This is a genomic window from Microcoleus sp. D3_18_C4 (genome assembly GCF_036702355.1).
Classification (GTDB): domain Bacteria; phylum Cyanobacteriota; class Cyanobacteriia; order Cyanobacteriales; family Microcoleaceae; genus Microcoleus.
Genome location: NZ_JAUBTF010000006.1, coordinates 1 through 20,793 on the forward strand (window position 1 = coordinate 1; position 20,793 = coordinate 20,793).

The 20,793-nt window shown below is 46.4% G+C and carries 20 protein-coding genes; 11 read left to right on the forward strand and 9 right to left on the reverse strand.

Features of this window, described 5'->3' with window-relative positions:
• The 4 genes from QUA90_RS04360 to QUA90_RS04375 form a co-directional block, all read left to right on the forward strand.
• Positions 1-717, forward strand: a 717-nt coding sequence (locus QUA90_RS04360) for a calcium-binding protein (RefSeq protein ID WP_333444007.1), incomplete at its 5' end; no start/stop codon positions are given.
• 754 nt (positions 718-1,471) lie between these two features.
• Positions 1,472-2,455 carry a threo-3-hydroxy-L-aspartate ammonia-lyase gene (locus QUA90_RS04365; RefSeq protein WP_333444009.1) on the forward strand — a complete coding sequence of 328 codons (984 nt, stop codon included), beginning with the start codon at positions 1,472-1,474 and terminating at the stop codon, positions 2,453-2,455.
• Positions 2,456-2,741: 286 nt separating this feature from the next.
• Positions 2,742-3,047: a small RNA NsiR4-regulated ssr1528 family protein gene (locus QUA90_RS04370; protein ID WP_242719419.1), complete on the forward strand. Its 306-nt coding sequence runs from the start codon at positions 2,742-2,744 to the stop codon at positions 3,045-3,047.
• Positions 3,048-3,129: 82 nt separating this feature from the next.
• The gene (locus QUA90_RS04375; RefSeq protein WP_333332758.1) at positions 3,130-3,360 is read left to right on the forward strand and encodes a hypothetical protein; all 231 of its coding nucleotides are present in this window, start codon (positions 3,130-3,132) and stop codon (positions 3,358-3,360) included.
• A gap of 270 nt (positions 3,361-3,630) precedes the next feature.
• Here QUA90_RS04375 and QUA90_RS04380 read toward each other — a convergent pair whose 3' ends face one another.
• Entirely contained in the window at positions 3,631-4,548 is a 918-nt protein-coding gene (locus QUA90_RS04380) for an NAD(P)H-dependent glycerol-3-phosphate dehydrogenase (RefSeq protein ID WP_333444147.1), read from the reverse strand.
• Between the two features lie 157 nt (positions 4,549-4,705).
• Positions 4,706-5,134, reverse strand: a complete 429-nt coding sequence (locus tag QUA90_RS04385) for an NUDIX hydrolase (protein WP_333444011.1) — start codon at positions 5,132-5,134, stop codon at positions 4,706-4,708.
• 19 nt (positions 5,135-5,153) lie between these two features.
• Here QUA90_RS04385 and QUA90_RS04390 point away from each other — a divergent pair, with 19 nt between their 5' ends.
• The 3 genes from QUA90_RS04390 to QUA90_RS04400 are packed head-to-tail and all read left to right on the forward strand — an operon-like array spanning position 5,154 to position 7,922.
• Complete coding sequence (locus tag QUA90_RS04390; protein WP_333086190.1) at positions 5,154-5,306, forward strand: hypothetical protein; 153 nt, start codon at positions 5,154-5,156, stop codon at positions 5,304-5,306.
• A 4-nt stretch (positions 5,307-5,310) separates the two neighbouring features.
• Positions 5,311-6,231 (forward strand): alpha/beta hydrolase-fold protein, encoded by a 921-nt coding sequence (locus QUA90_RS04395; RefSeq protein WP_333444013.1) that lies wholly within the window; start codon positions 5,311-5,313, stop codon positions 6,229-6,231.
• Between the two features lie 11 nt (positions 6,232-6,242).
• Positions 6,243-7,922 carry a phosphatidylglycerol lysyltransferase domain-containing protein gene (locus QUA90_RS04400; RefSeq protein ID WP_333444015.1) on the forward strand — a complete coding sequence of 560 codons (1,680 nt, stop codon included), beginning with the start codon at positions 6,243-6,245 and terminating at the stop codon, positions 7,920-7,922.
• Positions 7,923-8,131: 209 nt separating this feature from the next.
• Here the strand turns inward: QUA90_RS04400 and QUA90_RS04405 are convergent, their stop codons facing one another.
• The 4 genes from QUA90_RS04405 to deoC form a co-directional block, all read right to left on the reverse strand.
• Entirely contained in the window at positions 8,132-9,358 is a 1,227-nt protein-coding gene (locus QUA90_RS04405) for a glycosyltransferase family 4 protein (protein WP_333332495.1), read from the reverse strand.
• Positions 9,359-9,385: 27 nt separating this feature from the next.
• Positions 9,386-10,957, reverse strand: a complete 1,572-nt coding sequence (locus tag QUA90_RS04410; RefSeq protein ID WP_333444017.1) for an MFS transporter — start codon at positions 10,955-10,957, stop codon at positions 9,386-9,388.
• A gap of 232 nt (positions 10,958-11,189) precedes the next feature.
• Entirely contained in the window at positions 11,190-12,065 is an 876-nt protein-coding gene (gene recO / locus QUA90_RS04415; protein WP_333444019.1) for a DNA repair protein RecO, read from the reverse strand.
• Positions 12,066-12,285: 220 nt separating this feature from the next.
• Positions 12,286-12,966, reverse strand: a complete 681-nt coding sequence (gene deoC, locus QUA90_RS04420; RefSeq protein ID WP_333332505.1) for a deoxyribose-phosphate aldolase — start codon at positions 12,964-12,966, stop codon at positions 12,286-12,288.
• A gap of 347 nt (positions 12,967-13,313) precedes the next feature.
• Here deoC and QUA90_RS04425 point away from each other — a divergent pair, with 347 nt between their 5' ends.
• The 3 genes from QUA90_RS04425 (at position 13,314) to QUA90_RS04435 (ending at position 16,494) form a co-directional block, all read left to right on the forward strand.
• Positions 13,314-13,676 carry a hypothetical protein gene (locus QUA90_RS04425; protein ID WP_333444021.1) on the forward strand — a complete coding sequence of 121 codons (363 nt, stop codon included), beginning with the start codon at positions 13,314-13,316 and terminating at the stop codon, positions 13,674-13,676.
• 281 nt (positions 13,677-13,957) lie between these two features.
• Positions 13,958-15,226 carry a transposase gene (locus QUA90_RS04430; protein WP_333444023.1) on the forward strand — a complete coding sequence of 423 codons (1,269 nt, stop codon included), beginning with the start codon at positions 13,958-13,960 and terminating at the stop codon, positions 15,224-15,226.
• A gap of 245 nt (positions 15,227-15,471) precedes the next feature.
• Entirely contained in the window at positions 15,472-16,494 is a 1,023-nt protein-coding gene (locus QUA90_RS04435) for a tetratricopeptide repeat protein (protein ID WP_333082473.1), read from the forward strand.
• Between the two features lie 92 nt (positions 16,495-16,586).
• Here the strand turns inward: QUA90_RS04435 and QUA90_RS04440 are convergent, their stop codons facing one another.
• From QUA90_RS04440 to QUA90_RS04450, 3 genes are all read right to left on the reverse strand, one after another.
• Positions 16,587-17,333 (reverse strand): hypothetical protein, encoded by a 747-nt coding sequence (locus tag QUA90_RS04440; protein WP_333323657.1) that lies wholly within the window; start codon positions 17,331-17,333, stop codon positions 16,587-16,589.
• A 575-nt stretch (positions 17,334-17,908) separates the two neighbouring features.
• On the reverse strand, positions 17,909-18,631 hold the full coding sequence (locus tag QUA90_RS04445; protein ID WP_333082475.1) for a pyridoxine 5'-phosphate synthase: 723 nt from the start codon (positions 18,629-18,631) through the stop codon (positions 17,909-17,911).
• 61 nt (positions 18,632-18,692) lie between these two features.
• Entirely contained in the window at positions 18,693-19,478 is a 786-nt protein-coding gene (locus tag QUA90_RS04450; RefSeq protein WP_333444025.1) for a nucleotidyltransferase domain-containing protein, read from the reverse strand.
• Between the two features lie 271 nt (positions 19,479-19,749).
• Between QUA90_RS04450 and QUA90_RS04455 the strand changes: the two genes are divergently transcribed.
• The gene (locus tag QUA90_RS04455) at positions 19,750-20,610 is read left to right on the forward strand and encodes a Tab2/Atab2 family RNA-binding protein (protein ID WP_333082477.1); all 861 of its coding nucleotides are present in this window, start codon (positions 19,750-19,752) and stop codon (positions 20,608-20,610) included.
• The last annotated feature ends 183 nt before the right edge of the window (positions 20,611-20,793 follow it).

A 20,793-nucleotide genomic window follows, 5' to 3' on the forward strand; every position in this document is an offset into this window, starting at 1 on the left:
ATCGCACCTTCTGCCAGTGGTACTACTACTAGCTCAGGTAGCGTTGCCGATTTAAGTGCTGCTGGGAACACTTTCCCAACCGCCTTTAACAATTTCGGTTCTGGTGCTGGCGGTTACAACTTCACCTCTCCTGTCTTATTTACCGGAGATGCGAGTGCTAACAGCGTCACTGGTACTGAGTTTGCTGACATCTTCAGCGGCGGCAGCGGTGCGGACATTTTCGACGGCGGTTTGGGTAACGACAGCATTTCCGGCGACGATGGTAATGACAGCCTCTTCGGCGGTGGCGGTAGCGATACTCTCAACGGCGGCATCGGGAATGACACTTTAATAGGTGGTGTGGGAACCAATGTTCTCAACGGCGGTGCTGGTTTGGATGTGTTTGTGTTCAGCGGAACTACTGCTGGCGGCGGGGATGTAATTACCAATTACAGCATTGCTGATGATGTAATTAACCTCGACAGCACTGGGTTTGCAGCGTTTACGACCGGATCTGGGCCTTTGGCTTCGAGTTTCTACGCTTACAGCAGCACAGTGTCTGATGTAACTGTGTTTGAAGCAACTTTAACCGGGCCGTCCATCATGGCTATCTACGACGGTTTGTCTACTAAACTGTATTACGATAGCAACGGTTCTACGGTTGGTGGTAACAGTTTGTTTGCCACTGTCGATGTCAATTTGGGACCGACCGGTAATTCTGAATTGTTCTTGTTCTAAACGGCAAGAATCCTAATTGGGATATCGGTACGGTTAGGGACACAGCATGGCTGTGTCCCTACAATACAGAGGTAAGGACATAGTAATACTGTGTCCTTTTTTTTGTAATTGTTAAACAATTTAGTCGCTATTTTTTGGGTAGGGAAATGGCATCGCCGTGTCCTCTTTTGCGTTGTTGTCGGTGGTAGGAGTCGATCGCACTCGCGAGGGCAATTTCACCATCCAATCCGGTTTATTTTACCCGTTATGTCGATTCCGGTTGTATCGGAATGATTAAACCGCAGAGGACACAGAGGATAAAGAGAAAGGGAAGAGAGAGATGAATAATTCCGATGCCAAAGATCTTGCACCATTCTCGCTTAACAGGCTTTCCGGCCTGTTCCACAAGAAAATTCACTCTTTGTGGAACAGGCCGGAAAGCCTGTTCATAAAAAGCTTAGTGAGAATGGTGCAACATTTCAGATATTACGAAAAATAAGGACACTGCGCCGTGGCGTTTCCCTACAATTAATCGGGTGATGGTTAAATTTGTATTCATTAATCCTTCTCCTGTGCAAGTACAAATGCCCCTTTACTTTTTGATAGTAAATGGTCATAACTTTGGTTTTAGTCAACAGCTTTTTTAACCATTAACCGCAACCGCTAATGATAATTATTAATAAGCTTATGATAAAAATTTATAGTTTAATGGTAGAAGTGAAGCGGGCAATGCCCCCCTACAAATAGAGTCCTCGATCGCCCAAATCTAAAATCTATGAGTGCCGACTTTGCCCAAAATTCCTTGTCAGTCAGTTTCGCCGATGTGGAGGCGGCGGCAAATCGATTGCAGGGCAAAGCTTTCAAGACGCCGGTGCTGACTTCGGAAACTTTCAACAAACGCACAAATTCTCGGGTATTTTTCAAGTGCGAGAACTTTCAGCGCACGGGTTCGTTTAAATTTCGGGGTGCTTGCAATGCTTTGATGCAGCTATCTGAAGCCGAAAAACAGCGGGGAGTGCTGACTTTTTCTTCGGGAAATCACGCGCAGGCGATCGCCCTTTCCGCTCAGTTATTACAAATTCCTGCTACTGTTGTTATGCCGGCAGATGCGCCCAAAGTCAAGCAAGAGGCGACTCGCGGCTACGGTGCAGAGATTATTTTGTACGATCGCACTCAAGTTTCCCGCGAAGACTTAACCGCTAAAATTGGCGCAGAACGACACTTAACAATTATTCCTCCTTACGATCATCCGTGGGTGATTGCGGGACAAGGTACGGCGGCGCTGGAATTAATCGCAGAAGTTGGGGAGTTGGATTTGCTGCTGGTTTGCTGTGGCGGCGGGGGTTTGCTGTCGGGATGCGCGATCTCCGCAAAAACTTTGTCTCCGCAGTGTAAAGTAATCGGGGTAGAACCTGAGCAAGCAGACGATGCGGCGCGATCGTTCCGCACGAAAATGCTACAAACTGTTACTAACCCGGATACGATTGCTGATGGTGCGCGCACGCCATCTTTAGGAAAATTAACCTTTCCTTTGGTGCTGCATTACGTTGATGATATGGCAACAGTTTCCGAAGACGCAATTCGCCAGACAATGTTTTTTATGTGGGAACGCATGAAGATAGTTGTTGAACCGACGGGAGTGTTAGCAGCGGCGGCTTTGTTGTCAGGTGTGGTGCAGGCTGAAAATGCGAGGATTGGCGTGATTGTCAGTGGTGGCAATGTAGATTTGAGCGAAATCTATCGGTTTTTTTCTGTGTAATTAAGTCCGCCACTTTGTTAGTTTGTCAGTCCGAAAGTCCGCCAGGAGTTTAAACCAGTGTCTAATAGCAAGAGTCCTCAAAAAACGACTGGAAAGCATTTTTTATTTTTATCTTTAGTCCACTTCAGTGGACTTGCTCTGTGAGACGGGGGTTAAAACCCCGGCGGACTTTCTGGCAAACGTCAAATATTCATGCAAACGCAAAATATTAATATTGACAAATTTGACCAAAGTAAAAGGTGATCTGATAAAATGCTTCCACAACAAACTTCGATTTAATAGCACAATGTCTTCAGAAACAAACTCAGCGGCTCAATCTACAACTGGTGCAGATGCGATCGATGTTGCGATCGCCTCTGGAATCGACTTTGACGGTACTCCGATTCCGCAAGCAAAATTAGACCTCTACAAGCAAGTGATGGGATTAGAAGCCGACAGACAGCGCAGTGGCGTGTCAAATACCATGCGATCGCGCATTGTCCGAATCGGTGTCAAACATCTGCCTCAAAACGAGCTCGATAAAATGCTCGTTGCTGCTGACTTCGCACCGCTGAAAGATAAAGAAGTTGCGTTTTATTACGGTGGAAAGTAAAAATTATCTACCCTTCTAGATAGATGAACAGTCATCCCCGGATCGGTCAAAATTGGCACAAATCCTAGCAGAGGGTAAGTTTATGAGCACTAACGGTAGTACAGTCATCAGCAACCTCGAGTACGATTTGTTAACAGTTTTGCACAACAAGTCTGAAGCTTTGAAAGCCTACGAAACTTACATGAAAGATGCTCAGGAAATGGGTTCTCAGCCTTGTGCTGAACTGTTTCAAAAATTGCAGCAAGCTGACATGGAGCACGCGCAGGAAATTCGGCAGCACCTTCAACAGGTAATGCAGCACGGCAAGATGTAAAGCTGGTGCAACTAGCTCTGCAAGCTATCAGTTATAAGTTATGACTTAAGTAGTAGCAGCGATCAGTAAAGAGTTTGGGATTGACAACTCATCTTCAATTCCTTAAACTCTGTATCTACCGAGCGATGGAAACATCAATCTGACCGCTCAACCAATGTTTCTGAGAACTCTTAATTCATAACTAGCAACTGGTGACACCACTTCTTGAAACTTCAGCTAGGGGTAGGGAATTAGGCTTTGCTTAATTCCTTACCTATCTAGTGGTACAGGCTATAAAATCTCAGGTTTCAAAGCTCGTTCCATCAACGATAAAACAGCTTGCTCGGCAGTAATTTCACTATTTAATAAGCGATAAACTTGACGAGAAACAGGAACTTCAATGCCGCGTTGATTAGCCAAATCAATCAACACATTAGTAGTATTAACACCCTCAGCAGTGCTCTGCAATTCCTGCAAAATTTGCTCTAAAGATTTGCCTTCAGCCAATCCGAAACCAACCCGATAATTGCGCGATAAAGGACTGTTGCAAGTAGCGAGCAAATCTCCCAAACCAGACAAACCGTAAAAAGTTTCGGCGCGAGCTCCCAAACGAACTCCCACCCGAATCATTTCCGGTAAAGCGCGAGTCAGCAAAGCAGATTTAGCATTAGTTCCTAATTGTAAACCGTCGCAAACACCAGCGGCGATCGCAAATACATTTTTCAAAGTTCCACCTAACTCAGTCCCCAGCGGGTCTTCATTCACATAAACCCGAAAAATATCGGAACTGTAAATATTTTGCACTTGCTTGGCCGCTGCTAAATCCGAACTCGCCGCTACCGTTGCAGCCGGCAATCCCTGCTGAATTTCCTCGGAAAGATTAGGGCCAGAAAGTACCACAATTGAATTATTAGGAAACGCATTTTGCCAAATTTGAGATGGAGTGCGCGTACTGGCGGGGTCTAAACCTTTGGTGACGGTAACTATAATTGTACTGGGGCTTAAGTCTAATGCAAGCAGTCGATCGACTGTTGCTCCCACTCCTTTCATCGAAACTGCCGAAACAACAACATCCGCACCCGTTATCACAGACTCTAGATTAACAGAACTGCGGCGCGACCACAAATTAACTCGATCGCCTTTTTTGCCTCCCAGATTTGCCAAGGCCGAACCCCAAGCACCTCCGCCTAATATTGTCAAGATTGCCATAGAATTTAGTTTAATGAACTCAGATGCTGCAACATTCTCGCTTAACGGGCTAGAAGCCCGTTCCACAAGAACATTGAGTTTTTTTTGTGGAACAGGCATCTTGCCTGTTCCTGACATTGGTGCAATATGTGAGATGAACGAAACAAAAACTCCCCTCCTACAAACGCGGACGCAATCCATAATGACGGTAACGCCAATAATCGCGCAAAATGCGATCGTGATCGAAACATAATTGATGGGGAATCTGCCAAGATTCAAAAAATTGTAAACTTTTAGCATCATCGGCGGCTTGAGGTTCGCCCGTTGCAGAAGCCAAGAATACAATACTGATAGTGTGTTCGCGGGCGTCGCGATTTGGGTCAGAATAAACGTAAAACTGCTCAATTAATTCTACATTCAAACTTGTTTCTTCTAAAGCTTCGCGTTTTGCCGCCGTTTCTACCGCTTCCCCGTAATCGACAAAACCGCCGGGAATTGCCCAGCCGTAGGGAATATTGCGGCGTTCGATGAGTATGATCGGCCGATGGGGGCGATCGGCTAATTCGATGATAATATCAACTGTAGGAGCGGGATTTCGATAAGTCATACCATTTTAGATTAAAGAATTGAATAATGTATCGTTGCAGTTTAACTGTGGAACCGGCATCTTGCCCGTTACTGAGAATGCTGCACAATGTGCGATCGACCTCACCTACAGTTCTACAATATACTTGCATATAATGTACGGATTGCGATCGCCGACCAAAAAGAGAGATTGAAAGTATGCCTAAGTGGCTGGGAAAAGTTTTAGGTATCGGTACGGGTACAATCATCCTCCTCGGTGCGACTGGATACTGGTACGTTTTTATTGCCGGGGCACCTCAGTTAGACCCTCCGAAAGTAGTAGTAGATGCCAACTTAAATTTTGAACTCAAAACATATAAAAGTGCAGCTATGAATTCAGAGCGCACCTATGGCTTAATTTTGCCGCCTGGGTACGCAAATAATCTCAAACAGCGCTATCCAGTGATTTTTTTGCTGCACGGCGGGCACGGAGACGCGCGCGCTTATCAGGACAAAGCCGCTGTTACTTCTGTGCTTCACGATTTATATAAAAGCAAAAGATTGCCGCCATCAATTGTAATTACTCCTGACGGGAACGACAAGCGGGGTACGAGTCCTTTGTGGGACCCGCAGTATTTTGACGGGCCCAACGGTAAGGTGGGAAGTGCGATCGGCTCCGAGTTAGTGTCCATCGTAAAATCGCGCTACAGAACGCTGGAAGACCCCAAATTCTGGGCAATGGGAGGACAATCTTCCGGGGGTTGGGGAGCTTTTAATATCGGTTTGCGCTACTTGAATAATTTTAATATTCTGTTCAGCCACAGCGGTTATTTTACAGATCAAAGCGGCAAGGCTAACAGTCCTAAATATTTAGTGGAAAAACTCCCTGTTAAAGATAAACAGCAGTTGCGCGCTTATTTGGATGCGGGGGAAGCAGACGAACAATTTCTGATTTCCACTCAACAGTTTCACGAGCAATTAAACAGTTTGGGTATAGCCAACGAGTTTAACAAATTTCCCGGAGGACACGGGATTGTTGGCCCGGATGTCGGTTGGAATTATTGGCACAAGCATTTAGCCGATTCTTTGAGCTATGTTGGAAAACAGTTTAAAATATCACTGGCAACACAGAAAAATTAGAAAGGTCAACAGTGTTACCCCAAAAAACTAGGATTGGACTCTGGACTGCATCATTTTTAACCGGATTGGTAGGAGTTATTAACTTGCTGTCTGCTGTAACTCCCAGTTTACCCGATCGCCGAAATTGGTTGGAGCCGTTTTTTCCTTTTCCCGTGCGTGCAGGCGGCCATTTTTTTGCAGCAGTTATCGGCTTTATGCTGCTAACTCTGGCCACTAATTTGTTGCGGCGCAAGCGGATTGCTTGGTTGCTGACGGTGGGATTGTTAATCGTTTCTATTGTAATTCATTTAGTCAAGGGATTGGATGTTGAAGAAAGCTTGCTTTCTGGGGTGCTGCTGTTTCAGTTGTTGGTGATGCGACAGACGTTTACGGCTAAATCCGATCGCCCTTCAATTGCTCAAGGAATCCGGGTTTTGCTGGGGGCTTTGCTGTTTACGCTGGCTTACGGGACGGCGGGTTTTTATATTCTGGATGGGGGTTTTCAAGTTAACGGACAAGCGGTTAATTTCGATTGGGACGATGCTATATTCCAAACTGTTGCCATGTTTTTTACGGCGGACAATGCGGGGTTGGTTCCGCAAACTCGGTTTGCTAACTTTTTTGCGGATTCGATTTATGCTGTAGGTACGGTAACGCTTGGTTACGCACTTTTAATGCTTCTGCGGCCGGTGCTGCTGCGAAATTCGGCAAGTATTTCGGAACGGAATAAAGCTCAAGAAGTTGTAGCAAAATATGGGCGGACAACCCTAGCAAGACTGGCGTTGCTTCAGGATAAATCTTATTATTTTAGTCCTTCGGGAAAAAGTACGATCGCCTACGTGCCGAAAGGTAGAGGTGCGATCGCTTTGGGAGACCCCATCGGGCCTGTTGAAGACCGCAAAGAAGCAATTCTAGGGTTTCAAGAATTTTGCTATCGCAATGATTGGTATCCAGCATTTTATCAAACTTTGCCCCAGGAGCTAGAAATGTATTCTACTCTCGGTTTTCGAGTGGTGCAAATTGGCGAAGAAGCTATTGTCAATCTCAAAACTTTTACTCTCAAAGGCAAGAGCAATCAAAACTTGAGAACTGCTATCAACCGACTTACAAAAGCTGGTTATCAAATTGAATTTTACGAACCTCCTTTAAGTTCCGAATTGATACGGCAAATGAAACTTGTGAGCGACGAGTGGCTGCAAATAGTTCAGGGTGCGGAAAAAAAGTTTTCGGTGGGTTGGTTTGACGAGGCATATTTGCGGGAAACTCGCGCCGTAGCACTCCACACTCCCGACGGTAGAATTAGTGCTTTTGCTAATATGATATCGGCGGGAGATGGGGTAGTTGGAGTTGATTTAATGCGGCGTCGCACTGAGGTGGAAAATGGCACGATGGAGTGTTTGTTTGCTTCGATGTTGCAGCATTGTCAAGAATTGGGATATCAAGAATTTGATTTGGGTTTGTCTGCTTTGGCGGGAGTGGGAGAATCTGAGAAATGTGGGCGGTTGGAAAAGGTTTTAATTTATCTTTCGGAACACTTGAGCAAGTTTTATAATTTTAAGGGATTGCACAGTTTTAAAGATAAGTTTGGGCCGCGGTGGGAACCGCGTTATTTTGTTTATCCGAGTTTGGGAAGTTTGCCGGATGTTGTGGTTGCTTTGATTCGGGCCGATTCGGGCGATCGACTTTTGGATTATTTGCGGCCGGGAGGGTAAGCGATTTTGGATTTTAGATTGGGGAGGAATGACTGGTTCCCAGGCGTTTGCCGAAAGGTGCCGTTAACTGGTTCCCAGGCTCTGCCTTAACTGGTTCCCAGGCTCCAGCCTGGTAACGAGTAAAAGAGCCTGGCTTGGGGCAAAGGAGGAGGCAGAGCCTCCGGATCTGCGTTCCCAGGCTCTAGCCTGGGAACGAGCAATCAAAACATTCATGCTAAACCCCGAATTAGTACGCGCTGCTTTTGCAAAACCTCTGAGTACAGCTTTTCCAACTCAGTAATATTCTGACTGAGAGTGTATCGCTCCATCGCCCGTTGGCGTGCTTTTTGACCAAGCAGCATTCCCAACTCAGGATGATCGCAAAACAGCGGCAGCAAGGTTTGCAACTGACTTCGTACCCGCTGAGTATTCAAAACTATCCCCGCGCCTTCCTCCAAGGCCTCGCCGTCAGCACCGGCATCGGTTGCCAAACAAGCTAAACCGCAGGCCATCGCTTCCAGCAGCGACAGCGACAGTCCCTCCACCAAAGAAGGCAAAATAAATACGTCTGCACCCCGCAGAATTTCGATCCGGCGTTCCTCCTCGGCAACAAATCCGAGCCACACAATGCCATCATCTTCGCCGTAAAACAGTTGCAGCGAGGCGGCTAGGGGCCCGTCGCCTACGATCGCCAATACGTTCCCAGGGCCAAAATTACAGTGTTTCCAGGCCTTGAGCATCGACTCGACATTTTTCTCCTGGGCAATGCGGCCTTGGTAAACAAAAATTCGATCGGCCTTTAATTCCGACTTCAACCCCGAAGGCCCTGGAGAATATTTAACAGCATCCACGCCGTTGGGAATCACAGCCACCCGTTCCTGTGGCACTCCCAACTTCACCAATATATCCCGCTGAATCTGAGAAAATACGATCGTCGAGTCGTAGTTCGCCAAAAACGGAGCGTACAGTTGATACATCAGGTGTTGGGTGCCTGATGTCAAATTCCGCAATTTGCGATCGAACGGCGGGTGAAAAGTCGCCACCAGAGGCAAATTCAATTCTTGGCAAATTTCTGGCAGCAGAAAGTCTAGAGGCGAAAGCGTCAGGGAAGCGTGAACCACATCGGGTTTGAGCCGCCGCAGAGATTTCATCAGCACTGTGCGGGACTTGAGAGTGGGAATCGTATAAATTTGCGATTTGTAGTGACAGGGTAAAGAGACTTCGTTGCAACTGGCGGACGAGAGCGAAGTGGTATATGAGGTTTGAGTAATTCCTTTTCCCCATGAACCATTTGCCATGCTCCACCCCGTATTGTTCCTGTCCAGTGAGTCCGCCTCTTGGGCAAAGTGCAGGAAACTAACCTGGTATCCCCGGTCTAATAGTGCGTTGGTGACTTCCCTGGAGTAAGTGACGTTACCGCAAAAAGGTGATTTTTTTCCTAGCCAAGCGATGTGCATTCCAGTAAATCAGAGTTTGTTATTTATTTAGATTCGATCGACTTTGCTATTACTGCTACGGAAAATATACCAGGTTAAGACACCCCCAGCCATCGCTAATCCTGCTAAAGCCAAAAATACTGTCGGCAAACCCAGAAATGTTTCGGCTACCCCGGCCAAAGCCAACGGTAAACTCAAAGCGATATTAGTGGCATTGTTTTGCAGCCCGAAGACTTTTCCCCGCATTTCTTCTGGAGTTTCTGCTTGAATTGTAGTCTGCATCGGCACTCCCACCAATGAGGCAAATAAACCCAACAGGGTAATGAACAGCACCGATAGCCACAAATGGTGTGTAAATGCAGAAAGGCCCATCAGAGCAAGTGCCATGCCAATCGAGCCGATTAAACTCAGTTGAGAGTGAGAAAATTTATGGCCGAGATAGCCGACTGTCGTCGCCCCAGCAGCCATGCCAACGCCCACCGCCGCCAGCAAAAAGCCAAATTGTGATGCTTTCATACCGGGGAGGATTTCTGCCAGCCGAACTGCTAGAACTGCCAAGGCTGCAAAAATGGAAAATAGAATAATTAGTTGAATTAAAGCATTGCGGACTTTGGGTTGATCGTTGATGTAACGCAGCCCATCTCGCAAATCTGCTAAGGGGTGCGGCGGTTCGTGTTCGACTTCGTTTTTTTCGCCTGTTTGCATCGACAGCAAGAGCACTCCGGCGAAGGCGTAACTTCCCCCTACTACTAATTCTTTGCCGATGCCGAGTCCGCCGCCGAGGTTGGAAAATAGGGTGTCGGCTAAAGCTAGTAAGGGTTCTCCGACTGCGAAGCCAATAATCACCGACCCCATCATGGTTGTGGTGTAGAGGGAGTTTGCTGATAGCAGGTGGCGGCGTTCCACAATTAGGGGAATCACTGACTGTTCTGCTGGGGCGAAAAATTGAGTTAGAGTCGAGACTAGGAATGTTACTAGCAGCAGCAAGCAGAATCCGAGCGGCAGTTGACCAAGTTCCCACCCGTCAGAGAGCCACAGCAGCACGGGCAAGGTTAACACAAAGGCTCCCCGCAGCAGGTTTGTGGCGACGAGCACTGCTTTTTTCGACCAGCGATCGACATACACCCCTGCAGCGGCCCCGAACAGCACTGCGGGAATGGTAAAGGCGATCATGATTGCCGATACCCACCTGCTGATGGTTTGATCTGGCGCTTGAAAGCGGCTGGCTACGAGGGCGATCGTCAGTACGAGATAAACTTTATCTGCTAGTTGGGAGAAAACTTGCCCACTCCACAATGCTAGAAAATTTGGGTTTTTGAGCACTGGCAGAAATCCCGTTTGTTTTTCGGGAATTTCGGCTACTGCTTCGGAGAGTTCTGCTGCTGGCTCTGGTGTGGGAACCGGGGGGATTGCTTCGGGCTGTGGGCTATTGCCCTTGTTCCAGTCTGGTGCTGGAGTTGTGGGGTATTTATCCATTTCTGGGTCTGGGACGTTGCTCCATTGTCGATCGGCGGAGACGGGATAAGAGTCAAACTCTGGAAAATTTTCTCGTTCTTCCATCTTGTGGTGGGTTACGGCTAAAACAGATATTGTCAAATCAGAATCAGACAGTCGCATCATAGAATTTGGGGTGGATAGCCTGGGGTGGTTGAGGTTGGGGGGATGGGAATTTGAATTTGAGGTGGTTAACCCCTAAGTTTATTAATAATCTCGTAACTTTATCTCTATCTATTATCTGATGTCGCAACAACCTTGAGAATTTACCTGAAATTGCCTACAGGTTCGGGTATCCCCCCGGCTGGAGGTGCGATGTGCGATCGCCCCTTCACCTATTTAAATCCACACTCAAAATTTAAAACTCAAAACTCTCTAGGTAGGTGTCGATCGAGCTTCCCGACCGAATCGTGCAACCTAAATGATACTGGGCATATTGTCGCAAAATATTTTCTACTGATACCCAAGTTGTTCGATCGGCAATCCCCTCTCCTAGTTCTGGACTAGCCAACTGTTGCAGCGCTGCTAATTCCTTAGCATTAATCTCGAAATTTGTCAAGTGTTTGCTGCCATTTGTTTGCCGGGAACGGGAAGCGGATTTGTACAAGCTACCGATTTCTGAAGAGAGTTCTGCCTCTAGGTTAGCTAGCTCGGACAAGCTGAAGGTTCCCCCAGAGGGTATACTAAACCCGGTTTGCCAGTTCGGATCGGTGAAATTTGGGATCAGCGGCTGTCTGGTGGCGCAGCAAACTTGGACTTGGGGCGCGAGGCCGGCTAAGGCTAGCAGGTGAAAAATGCCGTGGCTGAGGTGGGCGACAAGCACGGCGGCGGATTGGATTTCTGTGCGATCGGACAAACGCTCTAAACGGCTCAAATGTTCGCCCAGCAACCAAAAAAGTTCTTCTTGGGGCTCATCGGAAAGGGCGCTGGCGATCGCTAATTCGGCCAGATATTGCGCCGCGGAGAGTTTTCCGAGGTTGCGGCTCAAACCCGGATGGGATTGTACCGTGTCGGCTTGGGTAATTTTGTCGAGCGATCGGCCTTTGGCAATTAGCAATTCGTTGACAACAAATAATTCGCTTCTACCGCCAATGGTCGATCGTTGTTTGCGAACACCCGGTGCTACGGCTCGAATTAAGCCGAATTCCCGCGTCAAAACTGTCAGCACTCGATCGGATTCGCCCATCGGCGCACTCTTAAGATTGATTCCAGTTGCTTTGTAAGTTCGAGTCACTCGATTTTAGATTTTAGATTTACAAGGACAGTAGCAAAAACAGTCCGCGACGCAGAACTTTTATTAGATACTCGTTACCAAGCTCTGCCTGGTAACGCAGATCCAGAGGCTCTGCCTCCTAATCCCAGCCGAGGCAGAGCCTCTAAATATGGATTCCCAGGCCGAGGCTTGGAACCAGTTAATGACTAATGACAATTGCCCACTGTCAACTGACAACTGTCTAATGACTTTTATCTAAATTATCCCGCTGGCGAAGTAATTCAGGCCCGCGAGAAGTCCCCAAACGAGTTGCCCCAGCTACTACCAAATCTAGAGCTTGTTCATGAGTACGAATTCCGCCCGCCGCTTTAATCCCGATCCTTCCCTTCGTAACTTCCTTCAGCAGTCGCACATCGTCAACTTTCGCCGGGCCAAAAAAGCCAGTGTTGGTTTTGATGTAGGCGACGCCGGCTTCCATACAAATCTCAGCCGCTAATTGTTTTTCGGCATCCGAAAGGAGCGAACTTTCGATAATTGCTTTGATGGTGAGATTGGTTTCTTCGCAAATTTGGGCTAATTCCCGGTGGAATTCGTCGATTCTTCCAGCTTTCAACAATCCTAAGTTAACAGAGACATCTAACTCTACGGCTCCATTATCTGCTGCTTCTAGAGCTTCGTAAACTTTCACCGTTGAAGTCGAAGCACCGGTGGGAAAACCTATAACTGTACAGACTTTGGGACGTTTGCCGTGCAGCAGCTCAACTGCTTGTCTGACGTAGGCGGGATACACGCAAACTGTGACAAAGCCAAATCTCTCTGCTTGTTGGCAACAGTGTTCTACTTGCTCTGGCGTAGCAGTGGGGTCGATCAGGCCGTAGTCGATCAAGGGGGCAATATCGATGTCTGCCTGGTTTGCAGCCATTGCTGTTTTTTCTCCGAAGTAACTACTTTATTAAGTATGTATCGAATTTACCAATCTAAAATCTAAAATCTAAAATCTAAAAGTGATCGACTTGACTCCCTGCCCCATCGAGCATAAATACTCAAATTACTTCTCGTAAAAACTGTTGTGGGGATTAGGAAACCTAATTTTTTTAATAAAATATATTTTTGTATCTGTCTTTAGATACATTTTAGATCTTTCTTTAGGTATACTTTGTTAAAAGAGTTGCGGTAGAGCCTGCGTCAGCTACGCTAGGGCAGAGCCTGGTAGCGGCTACTATTTTTACTCTGATTAGTGCTTTAAAAAAATAAAAGCCAGTGCCAAGCATGAATCATTTAGAACTCGAACAAGAAATTGGGAAGATGGCTAGAGCGATGATGACTCGCAATAGCTTAATTGGTAAAGATTTGATTGCGGATCTCAGAGGGCGGCTGTCTGTTGACAGTGTAGCTGCTTTGATGATTGTCAGTATTGAGCGTTTGATTTGGTATGACTGCGAGTCCGTGATCTGGAGTTTGAGTTATTTGATTCCTGCTGACGTGATGGAAGAAATTCGCCGAATTACTGCGCTGGTTGTTTGCCAGCGGTTGATGGGCCAGGGTTTTGTGCTGGGGAAAGATTTTAGTATTGATGCAACAGGTCAGTTGCTGTTGAGTGAGAATGCTAAAACAGCAGTTGTGGTTGCTTAAATTGGGCAAGCAGAAGTAGAAGCTATTAGCACTAGGAGATTTGCAGTTAGACTTGGGGCGCCCTAGGACTCTTTGTGTAACTGCAAACCTAATTCGGGATGCGGTGGTAAGAGTTGCGTGATTCACCGAAGAACGAGACGGAAGCCCCTGGCTTTAGACATGGGGAGGAAGTCGGTAGCGGTTTCAACCGCCGACCATATTTTTTGATTGGTGGTTTTGTAGGCATACTTGAATCTTTAATCAAGAATACTATGCTAATATAAACCCAGGAGGAAAACAGAGTGTATGGATGCCAGCAAAATCTAATTAGTCCAGACAAAGACTTGAAAGCAATCTTAGAGTTTTTGTGCAGTGAAGCCTCAAAGTTAATTAATTGTGGAACTTATTATGCCCGACAACTATTCTTCAAAACGGGAAGGATACCGAGTAAAGCCAAGCTGCATAAAGTTCTAGGAACGGACAATCGGAACATTCATTACAAAGCTTTTTATTCAGATACCGCACAGCAGATATTGAGTAGCGTGGCTGAATCTTTCAATTCCTATGTAGGCTTACTGGCTGGAGTTAAAGAAGGGACAGTGACGCAACATCCAAGACTTCCTGGATACAGACAAGGCGGATTAGCGCTGGTGACATTTACAGGTAGATCGGTCAAATTAAAAGATGGAATGTTACGATTTCCTTTAGGGAAGCAAATTAAAGCTTGGTTTGGCATAGATGCGTTCTATCTAACCATGCCATCTAACTTAGAACATTCTTCTATTCGAGAGTATAGGCTCTTGCCTAGAAATGGATGTTTCTATCTGGAATTGGTTTACCAAAAAGAAGCTGTCCAATCCTCTGTTACCGTTGATTCTGTATTGATGATAGATCATGGGATGGACAACTGGATAACTTGTGTTAGCAATATTGGAACTTCATTCATCGTAGACGGAAGGCATCTCAAGTCCATCAACCAAGGCTATAACAAACGAGTGGCAACCTTGATGTCGGGAAAAGATAATGGATTCTGGTCGAAAAGACTGGAACGGCTGACCGAAAACAGAAATAGAACAATGCGGGATGCAGTTAATAAAGCTGCTCGTAAAGTCATCAATCATTGTGTATCATCCCAGATAGGTACAGTCATATTTGGATGGAACACGAATCAGAAAGATTTGATAAATATGGGTACAAAGACCAATCAAAAATTTGTTCAGATTCCCACGAGTAGGTTAAAAGATAGAATAGCTCAACTGTGCGAACAGTACGGAATCAAATTCGTCGAAACCGAAGAATCATATACTTCAAAAACTTCATTTCTCGATGGTGACGAACTGCCTAAAGTCGGCGAAAAACCCGAGTGGTGGAAAGCTTCTGGAACAAGAGTAAAACGTGGATTATATCGGACAGCGAAGGGGTGGCTAATTAATGCAGACTGCAATGGCTGTGCAAATATTGGTCGGAAAGTAGCAACAATACTTGGAATTGATCTTAGTGGAGTTGGTAGAGGTGACTTGTCAGCACCTGTAAGACTTAAATTATGGTCTTATGAATCCCCGTCCCTTTAGGGCTGGGGAGATGTCAAGCAGAGTTAAGATTCGCAGCAGCTCTAAAAAACGATGAGTGCGGTTAGGTAAAAGAGCTTTTTACTAGAGGAAAATAGTTAGTTTTGACCGCAAATTGTTGAGGTTGTTACGGGCAGTGTGTACGGGCGATCCCCCTGTATCAAATTTTTCAGATTTTTAGTGGAATTACAGTTTTATTCCAGGTATGGTTTCATGTAGAATCATCCCTAAGATAGATACAAAATATTATGAACTTAATCCAAAACTTGGAAGCGGCTTGGTATTACCATCTGGGTTCGCGCCACCTCGAAGCTAACGATGATCATGGTGCTCTGGCGAACTTTAACAGAGCTTTGAAGTTGCAATCAGATCATTATAAGGCTTGGTTCGGCCGAGGTATGGCTTTGGGGAATTTAGAACGGCACTTAGAGGCGCTGAAGAGTTTTGATGAAGCCTTGGCGGTGCAGCCGAATGCGAGCTTTGGCTGGCACAACCGGGCTATTGCTTTAGGAAAGTTGGGCGAGTGGTTGGAGGCTCTCAATAGTTTTGACCGGGCTCTGGAGTTCAGTCCGTGCGCGGCGAGTATTTGGCACAACCGAGGACTGACGCTGATCGATATGGGGCTTTACGAGAAGGCGGTTCTGAGTTTTGATCGTTGTTTAAATTTGTACCCGGAGGCTGCTTGGGCGTGGTACAACCGAGGTAATGCCCTATTGGAACTCAAGCTTTACTATCAGGCACTCAACAGTTTTGAGCGGGCGATCGAGTTTAAGCCTGACGATGCGAAGGCTTGGTACAATCGCGGTATAGCTGCGAACTCTATGGGACTTTACAAACAAGCAGTGGCTAGTTTTAGCCGATCGATCGCTCTCCAACCGGGCAGAGCCGAGGCTGTGGGCGAACGGAGAGTAGCTTTGGAGAAATTAGTAGGTTTAAATCAGAGAAATGGCAAGTTTACTCCCACATCTGAGCGTCCCTTTGAGGATTATTTGATCTGGTACAACCGGGGTGTGGAATTGGCGCGAAAAGGCTGCTACTCTGAGGCGATTGCTTGCTACGAAACAGTTTTAGAAATAAATCCTGATTTTGCTAACGCTTTTTACAATAAAGCTTGCTGTTATGCTCTACTGGGATTTGCTGATTTAGCCCTTGACAATTTGCAGCGGGCTATGGAGTTGATCCCTAATTTATACCGAGAGCTAGCTTTAGCTGACTCGGATTTAAGCTGCATTTGGAAACAAGAACGTTTTGAGGCGCTGATCCAAGGTTGATTTTACGCAAAAAAACAGCCCCCCAATCGGGCGAGCTGTTTTTTTGGCGGGCGCACATTCGATCGCCCTCAAGAGTATTTCTGCAATCTTTGCTATTGCACAGAAACTCGGATTGAGGGCTTGACCGGCCTCTTGGCAACTACGATTACCCGGTAAGTGCCGGACTCGGGGAGTTGAGCAAAAGTTTGACCTTCGCCTTGATCCAGGAGTTGTCCCGACGGAGATTCGATCGCCAGATCTAGATTTTTGGTGCTAGCTGTGACCCTAATTGTCTGTCCCTGCTTGCCTTGAACCGTGATAGGCTGGATTTGGTAGCCGGACATTTTGAGTTTGACTGTGGCTTGTTTTTCCTTGAATGCTATGGGAATTGCGCGATCGGGCCTATAAGTCCACTTGGCGTTAAAGTCGCGTCCTAGTACGAAGCTGGTGGTTTCACCTTTGGGGGTAACTCGCACGCGGTAGATACCTGACTCTGGCAACTGGCCAATCCACTGATTATCTGATTTTTCAATAACCCCCATATTTTCACCATTGGGACTGTACAGTTCGGCTGTCAGTTGTCCCGCCCACAGCGAGAGAGTGAGTTCTCGCCCTTTGATGCCTTCAAAAATATAGGTGGTGGGTTGGTTGATGGTTTCTCGGATTTCCGAGGTTGACATTCGCTTGATTGGTTCGAGGTTTGAAACTGATTCAGAGGTAACGGATTTGTTAAGGGTTTCTGTAATTTCCGAGGCAGCCATCAGCTCGCTCGGCGCAATTTTGGGGGCTACTGGGCTGGCAAATACTGATTTTGCCGTCATCATGAGTAGCATTCCAGTCAGTAAAATTAGTTTTTTCATGTCGCACTTCTGAGGGGGGGTAAGGAGTTGTATATGGTTACTTGTGTTTGCCTGTTTTCACCGGATTAAATCTGGCGATCGCACAGAGGCTAAAGCAGCATAGAGGATACACGTAAATATCCCGTACTTGCACAAAACCTGATGGTAGCAGATTGGCAGTGCGGGAGCTAAGTAGTAGGCTCTGTTTTTCCGGACATTTCAATGATACTACCTACGCATAATATCATCAGAGAATATTAGTAATTGGGTCGAGGAAAATTAAAGCTGTTTCCCAGGATCTTGTTAAAAAAATGCCCACACCCAAAAAACGCGGTGTTTTGGATTCTGGCTCTGCCTTACTACTAGACAACTGCTAGACCCCCACGGGGTTACAGCCCCTCGTATTACTTCGTTTTTGACAATCGCCTAATTATGTAGGGCGCTGCAAACCGCACCTTACCATATTTGTAGCACGTCCAACCCGGGTTTTCGTAAGTTTTGATCCTGTATTTTCCTAGGGCAGATTTAGTCAGACTATCTGATACAAACGGGTTTATCACTGCCAAATTTGCCCTACCAGACAAGGTTAATTTGTATTACGAACCTGCCAGAATTTTTAGGTAAGCTTCTACTGTTTTGGACAACCCCATTTCTAGCGCTTCCGCAATTAAAGCATGACCAATTGATACTTCGAGTATATCAGGAATAGAGCAAAATTTAGCTAAGTTTTGCAAATTTAAATCATGTCCGGCATTCACTCCCAAACCTGCTGATTGAGCGGCTTGAGCTGCTAAGACATATTGTTGAAAAACAAATTCTACTCTACCTTCGCGAAAAGCAGTTGCGTAGGGTTCCGTGTACAGTTCTACTCGGTCTGCTCCAACTTCTTTTGCTAGCGGCATGAGAGCAGCATCTGCCTCCATAAACAAGCTGACTCTGATACCATTGTCTTTTAATTTTTCAATGATTGGTAAGAGCCGATCGCGATTTTCGGGAATATTCCAACCGCTATCCGATGTTAGCACGTCTGGAGCGTCTGGGACTAAGGTACACTGAGCCGGTTTTACGTCGCAAACTATATCCATAAATGGCGGCTGAAACGGATTTCCTTCGATGTTGAACTCAACGGTTAGCATTTTAGCTAATTCGTAAACATCCGCAGCTTTGATGTGCCTTTCGTCGGGGCGGGGATGGACTGTAACGCCGTGGGCTCCGGCGGCAATTACTGTTTTTGCGGCTTCAGTAACGCTGGGGATGCCGATGTTTCGAGAGTTTCTGAGGAGGGCGATTCTGTTGATGTTGACGCTGAGTTTTGTCACGGGATGTTACTCTTTAAGGTTGATGCTACTATATTATCGCTTTCGGTACGCAACCTTGAGCCTATTGCGGTAGTGTTAAGGTGTTATCAAAGTAAAAATTAGCTTCTGCAAGCGGTAAACTTTCTGCAAAGAAAGCCTCAGCTATTTGCTGTTTTGCTGCCAAATCTTCAAGGTTGGCGATGCAGAAAAGGGGTGCAACGCGATCGACTATTTCGGGCGGAAAGTCTCGGCTGAAATATTTTAGTTCAAAATCGTATCTGTGGGGACGGTAAATCATGCCCAACAGTTCGACTAAGGGTAGAAGCGTCCAATTGTGATAGTTGCCGATCGCATCTACTAAATGTCCGCGATAAATCTCTTTTTTAACCAGAGGTTGCAGCAAATCGAAACGGATTTTTAGGTCGTTGAATCTCGACTGCATTGTAGATAAATGTTTGCTTATATCGACAGGATGCGGTACAATTAGATTAACTTTGTCGAAGGCGATCGGCACTTTTCCGTGTCTCTCTATTTCCAGGAAATCGTTGCGGCTGCTGCGCCGAAAAACGGCGAAATCAATTAGCAAAAACGGCGGGGTTTCTTTGAGCCGCCAGAAGCACTGCGATTGACCGTGCCAAGCGGGTTCGGGCACTCGATATTTGAGTTCGATTTCGGCAATTTCTGCGAGGGATTTTTCAACAATATCAAAGGTTTGTTCCACGCAGTTATCTTCAACCACAACCGCAATATCGAGGTCTGACCACTCATCGGTGTATCCGTGGGCTGCTGAACCTCCTTGCCACAAAGCGAGAACAAAATCTAAAGGTTGTAAGGTGGAAACAATCTTTTCGAGAATGATTTGTCTCATGGAATCAAGCTATACTGTTTGTTTTCCCTGGCTTGCACAAGTTTAACAAACGATCGCGTGTTGAGATTGCTCCGCGACAGTTCTCCGAGGAGTTGCTAATGCTTCCGGTTGTGCACTGCTACCAAAAATTACACAGGAACCTGCTAGGGAGAGTGCCCATCTTTGGGAAAGTGCGATCGCCCGCGATTGAAAATCAGCCTTAAATTGTCAGAATCAGAAACTTGCCCGCTGTCCGGTAACATGATAAAGGATTAATTTTAAACAGCGCGGCATGGCTACTATTTGGGAACTCGACTTTTACAGCCGTCCAATCATAGACGAGCGAGAGAAAAAAAAATGGGAAGTGTTGATCTGCGAAAGCCCGCTGAATGTAGGCGACAAGGCCGAATCTCTGTTTCGCTACTCGCAATTCTGCTCCAGTTCTACCGTAAATTCCCTGTGGCTGGCGGGTGCTATTAAAGATGCGATCGCCGCAGCACCGAAACGCCCCGAAAAAATCCGCTTTTTCCGCCGCCAAATGGCGAACATGATTACTAAAGCCTGCGATGACTTGGACATTCCCGCCGCCTGCAGCCGCCGCACCCTGGCCCTTAGCCTGTGGCTGGAAGAACGGATGCAAGACGTTTATCCCGCCGAACCGGGCTATCAACCGGTCGTGAACCCGAGCGTTCAATTTGTACCAGAAACGCCAGTTGCGCTGCCGGATGCTTTAATCGGGGAAAAATGGGCGTTTGTGAGTTTGCCGATCGCAGCTTTTGACGAAATGTCCGAGTGGGATATCGGATTTGGCGAAGCTTTTGGACTGCCGATGACACGCCTCGCCCCAGAAACGCAAATTCCGGGACTAATTATCTACTCGTCGAGAGCCACAGCCCTGGCAGGTTGGATGTCGGGATTGGAGTTGGCTTTCCTAAAATTTGAGAGCGGCCCACCTGCTAGGCTGGTATTAGATACGGGAGCTAACGATCGCTGGATTTTAGCTAATCTCAGAGACGCAGCAACTGAGAGAGAAGCGAAAGGATTTGAAGCAGCTAAAAACCAAGCAAAAAAAGTACATTTTTTAGCAATTCAGTCGAATCCCGAATCGGAATCTTTTGCAGGATTTTGGCTGCTGCACGAACTAACTATTTAGTCATCAGTCATTAGTCATCAGTCAGTTGTTAGTAGTCAGTTGTTAGTTGGCAGTTGTCAGTTGGCAGTTGTCAGTTGTTAGTAGCAGTTAATAATCTACCGTTATTTAGTCTAGAGTTAACAGCTAGATTGACTAATAACGAATAACTCATATAGCGGTTCTCAAATAATTGAGGTATGCTTT

Bases quoted from the DNA above. Each gene is read 5' to 3' on its own strand.
- QUA90_RS04455 (WP_333082477.1), top strand. From the start codon at position 19,750: ATGGCTACTATTTGGGAACTCGACTTTTACAGCCGTCCAATCATAGAC.
- QUA90_RS04380 (WP_333444147.1), bottom strand. From the start codon at position 4,548: ATGGCAATCTTGACAATATTAGGCGGAGGTGCTTGGGGTTCGGCCTTG.
- QUA90_RS04385 (WP_333444011.1), bottom strand. From the start codon at position 5,134: ATGACTTATCGAAATCCCGCTCCTACAGTTGATATTATCATCGAATTA.
- QUA90_RS04375 (WP_333332758.1), top strand. From the start codon at position 3,130: ATGAGCACTAACGGTAGTACAGTCATCAGCAACCTCGAGTACGATTTG.
- deoC (WP_333332505.1), bottom strand. From the start codon at position 12,966: ATGGCTGCAAACCAGGCAGACATCGATATTGCCCCCTTGATCGACTAC.
- QUA90_RS04405 (WP_333332495.1), bottom strand. From the start codon at position 9,358: ATGCACATCGCTTGGCTAGGAAAAAAATCACCTTTTTGCGGTAACGTC.
- QUA90_RS04435 (WP_333082473.1), top strand. From the start codon at position 15,472: ATGAACTTAATCCAAAACTTGGAAGCGGCTTGGTATTACCATCTGGGT.
- QUA90_RS04440 (WP_333323657.1), bottom strand. From the start codon at position 17,333: ATGAAAAAACTAATTTTACTGACTGGAATGCTACTCATGATGACGGCA.
- QUA90_RS04395 (WP_333444013.1), top strand. From the start codon at position 5,311: ATGCCTAAGTGGCTGGGAAAAGTTTTAGGTATCGGTACGGGTACAATC.
- QUA90_RS04410 (WP_333444017.1), bottom strand. From the start codon at position 10,957: ATGATGCGACTGTCTGATTCTGATTTGACAATATCTGTTTTAGCCGTA.
- QUA90_RS04425 (WP_333444021.1), top strand. From the start codon at position 13,314: ATGAATCATTTAGAACTCGAACAAGAAATTGGGAAGATGGCTAGAGCG.
- QUA90_RS04450 (WP_333444025.1), bottom strand. From the start codon at position 19,478: ATGAGACAAATCATTCTCGAAAAGATTGTTTCCACCTTACAACCTTTA.
- QUA90_RS04370 (WP_242719419.1), top strand. From the start codon at position 2,742: ATGTCTTCAGAAACAAACTCAGCGGCTCAATCTACAACTGGTGCAGAT.
- QUA90_RS04365 (WP_333444009.1), top strand. From the start codon at position 1,472: ATGAGTGCCGACTTTGCCCAAAATTCCTTGTCAGTCAGTTTCGCCGAT.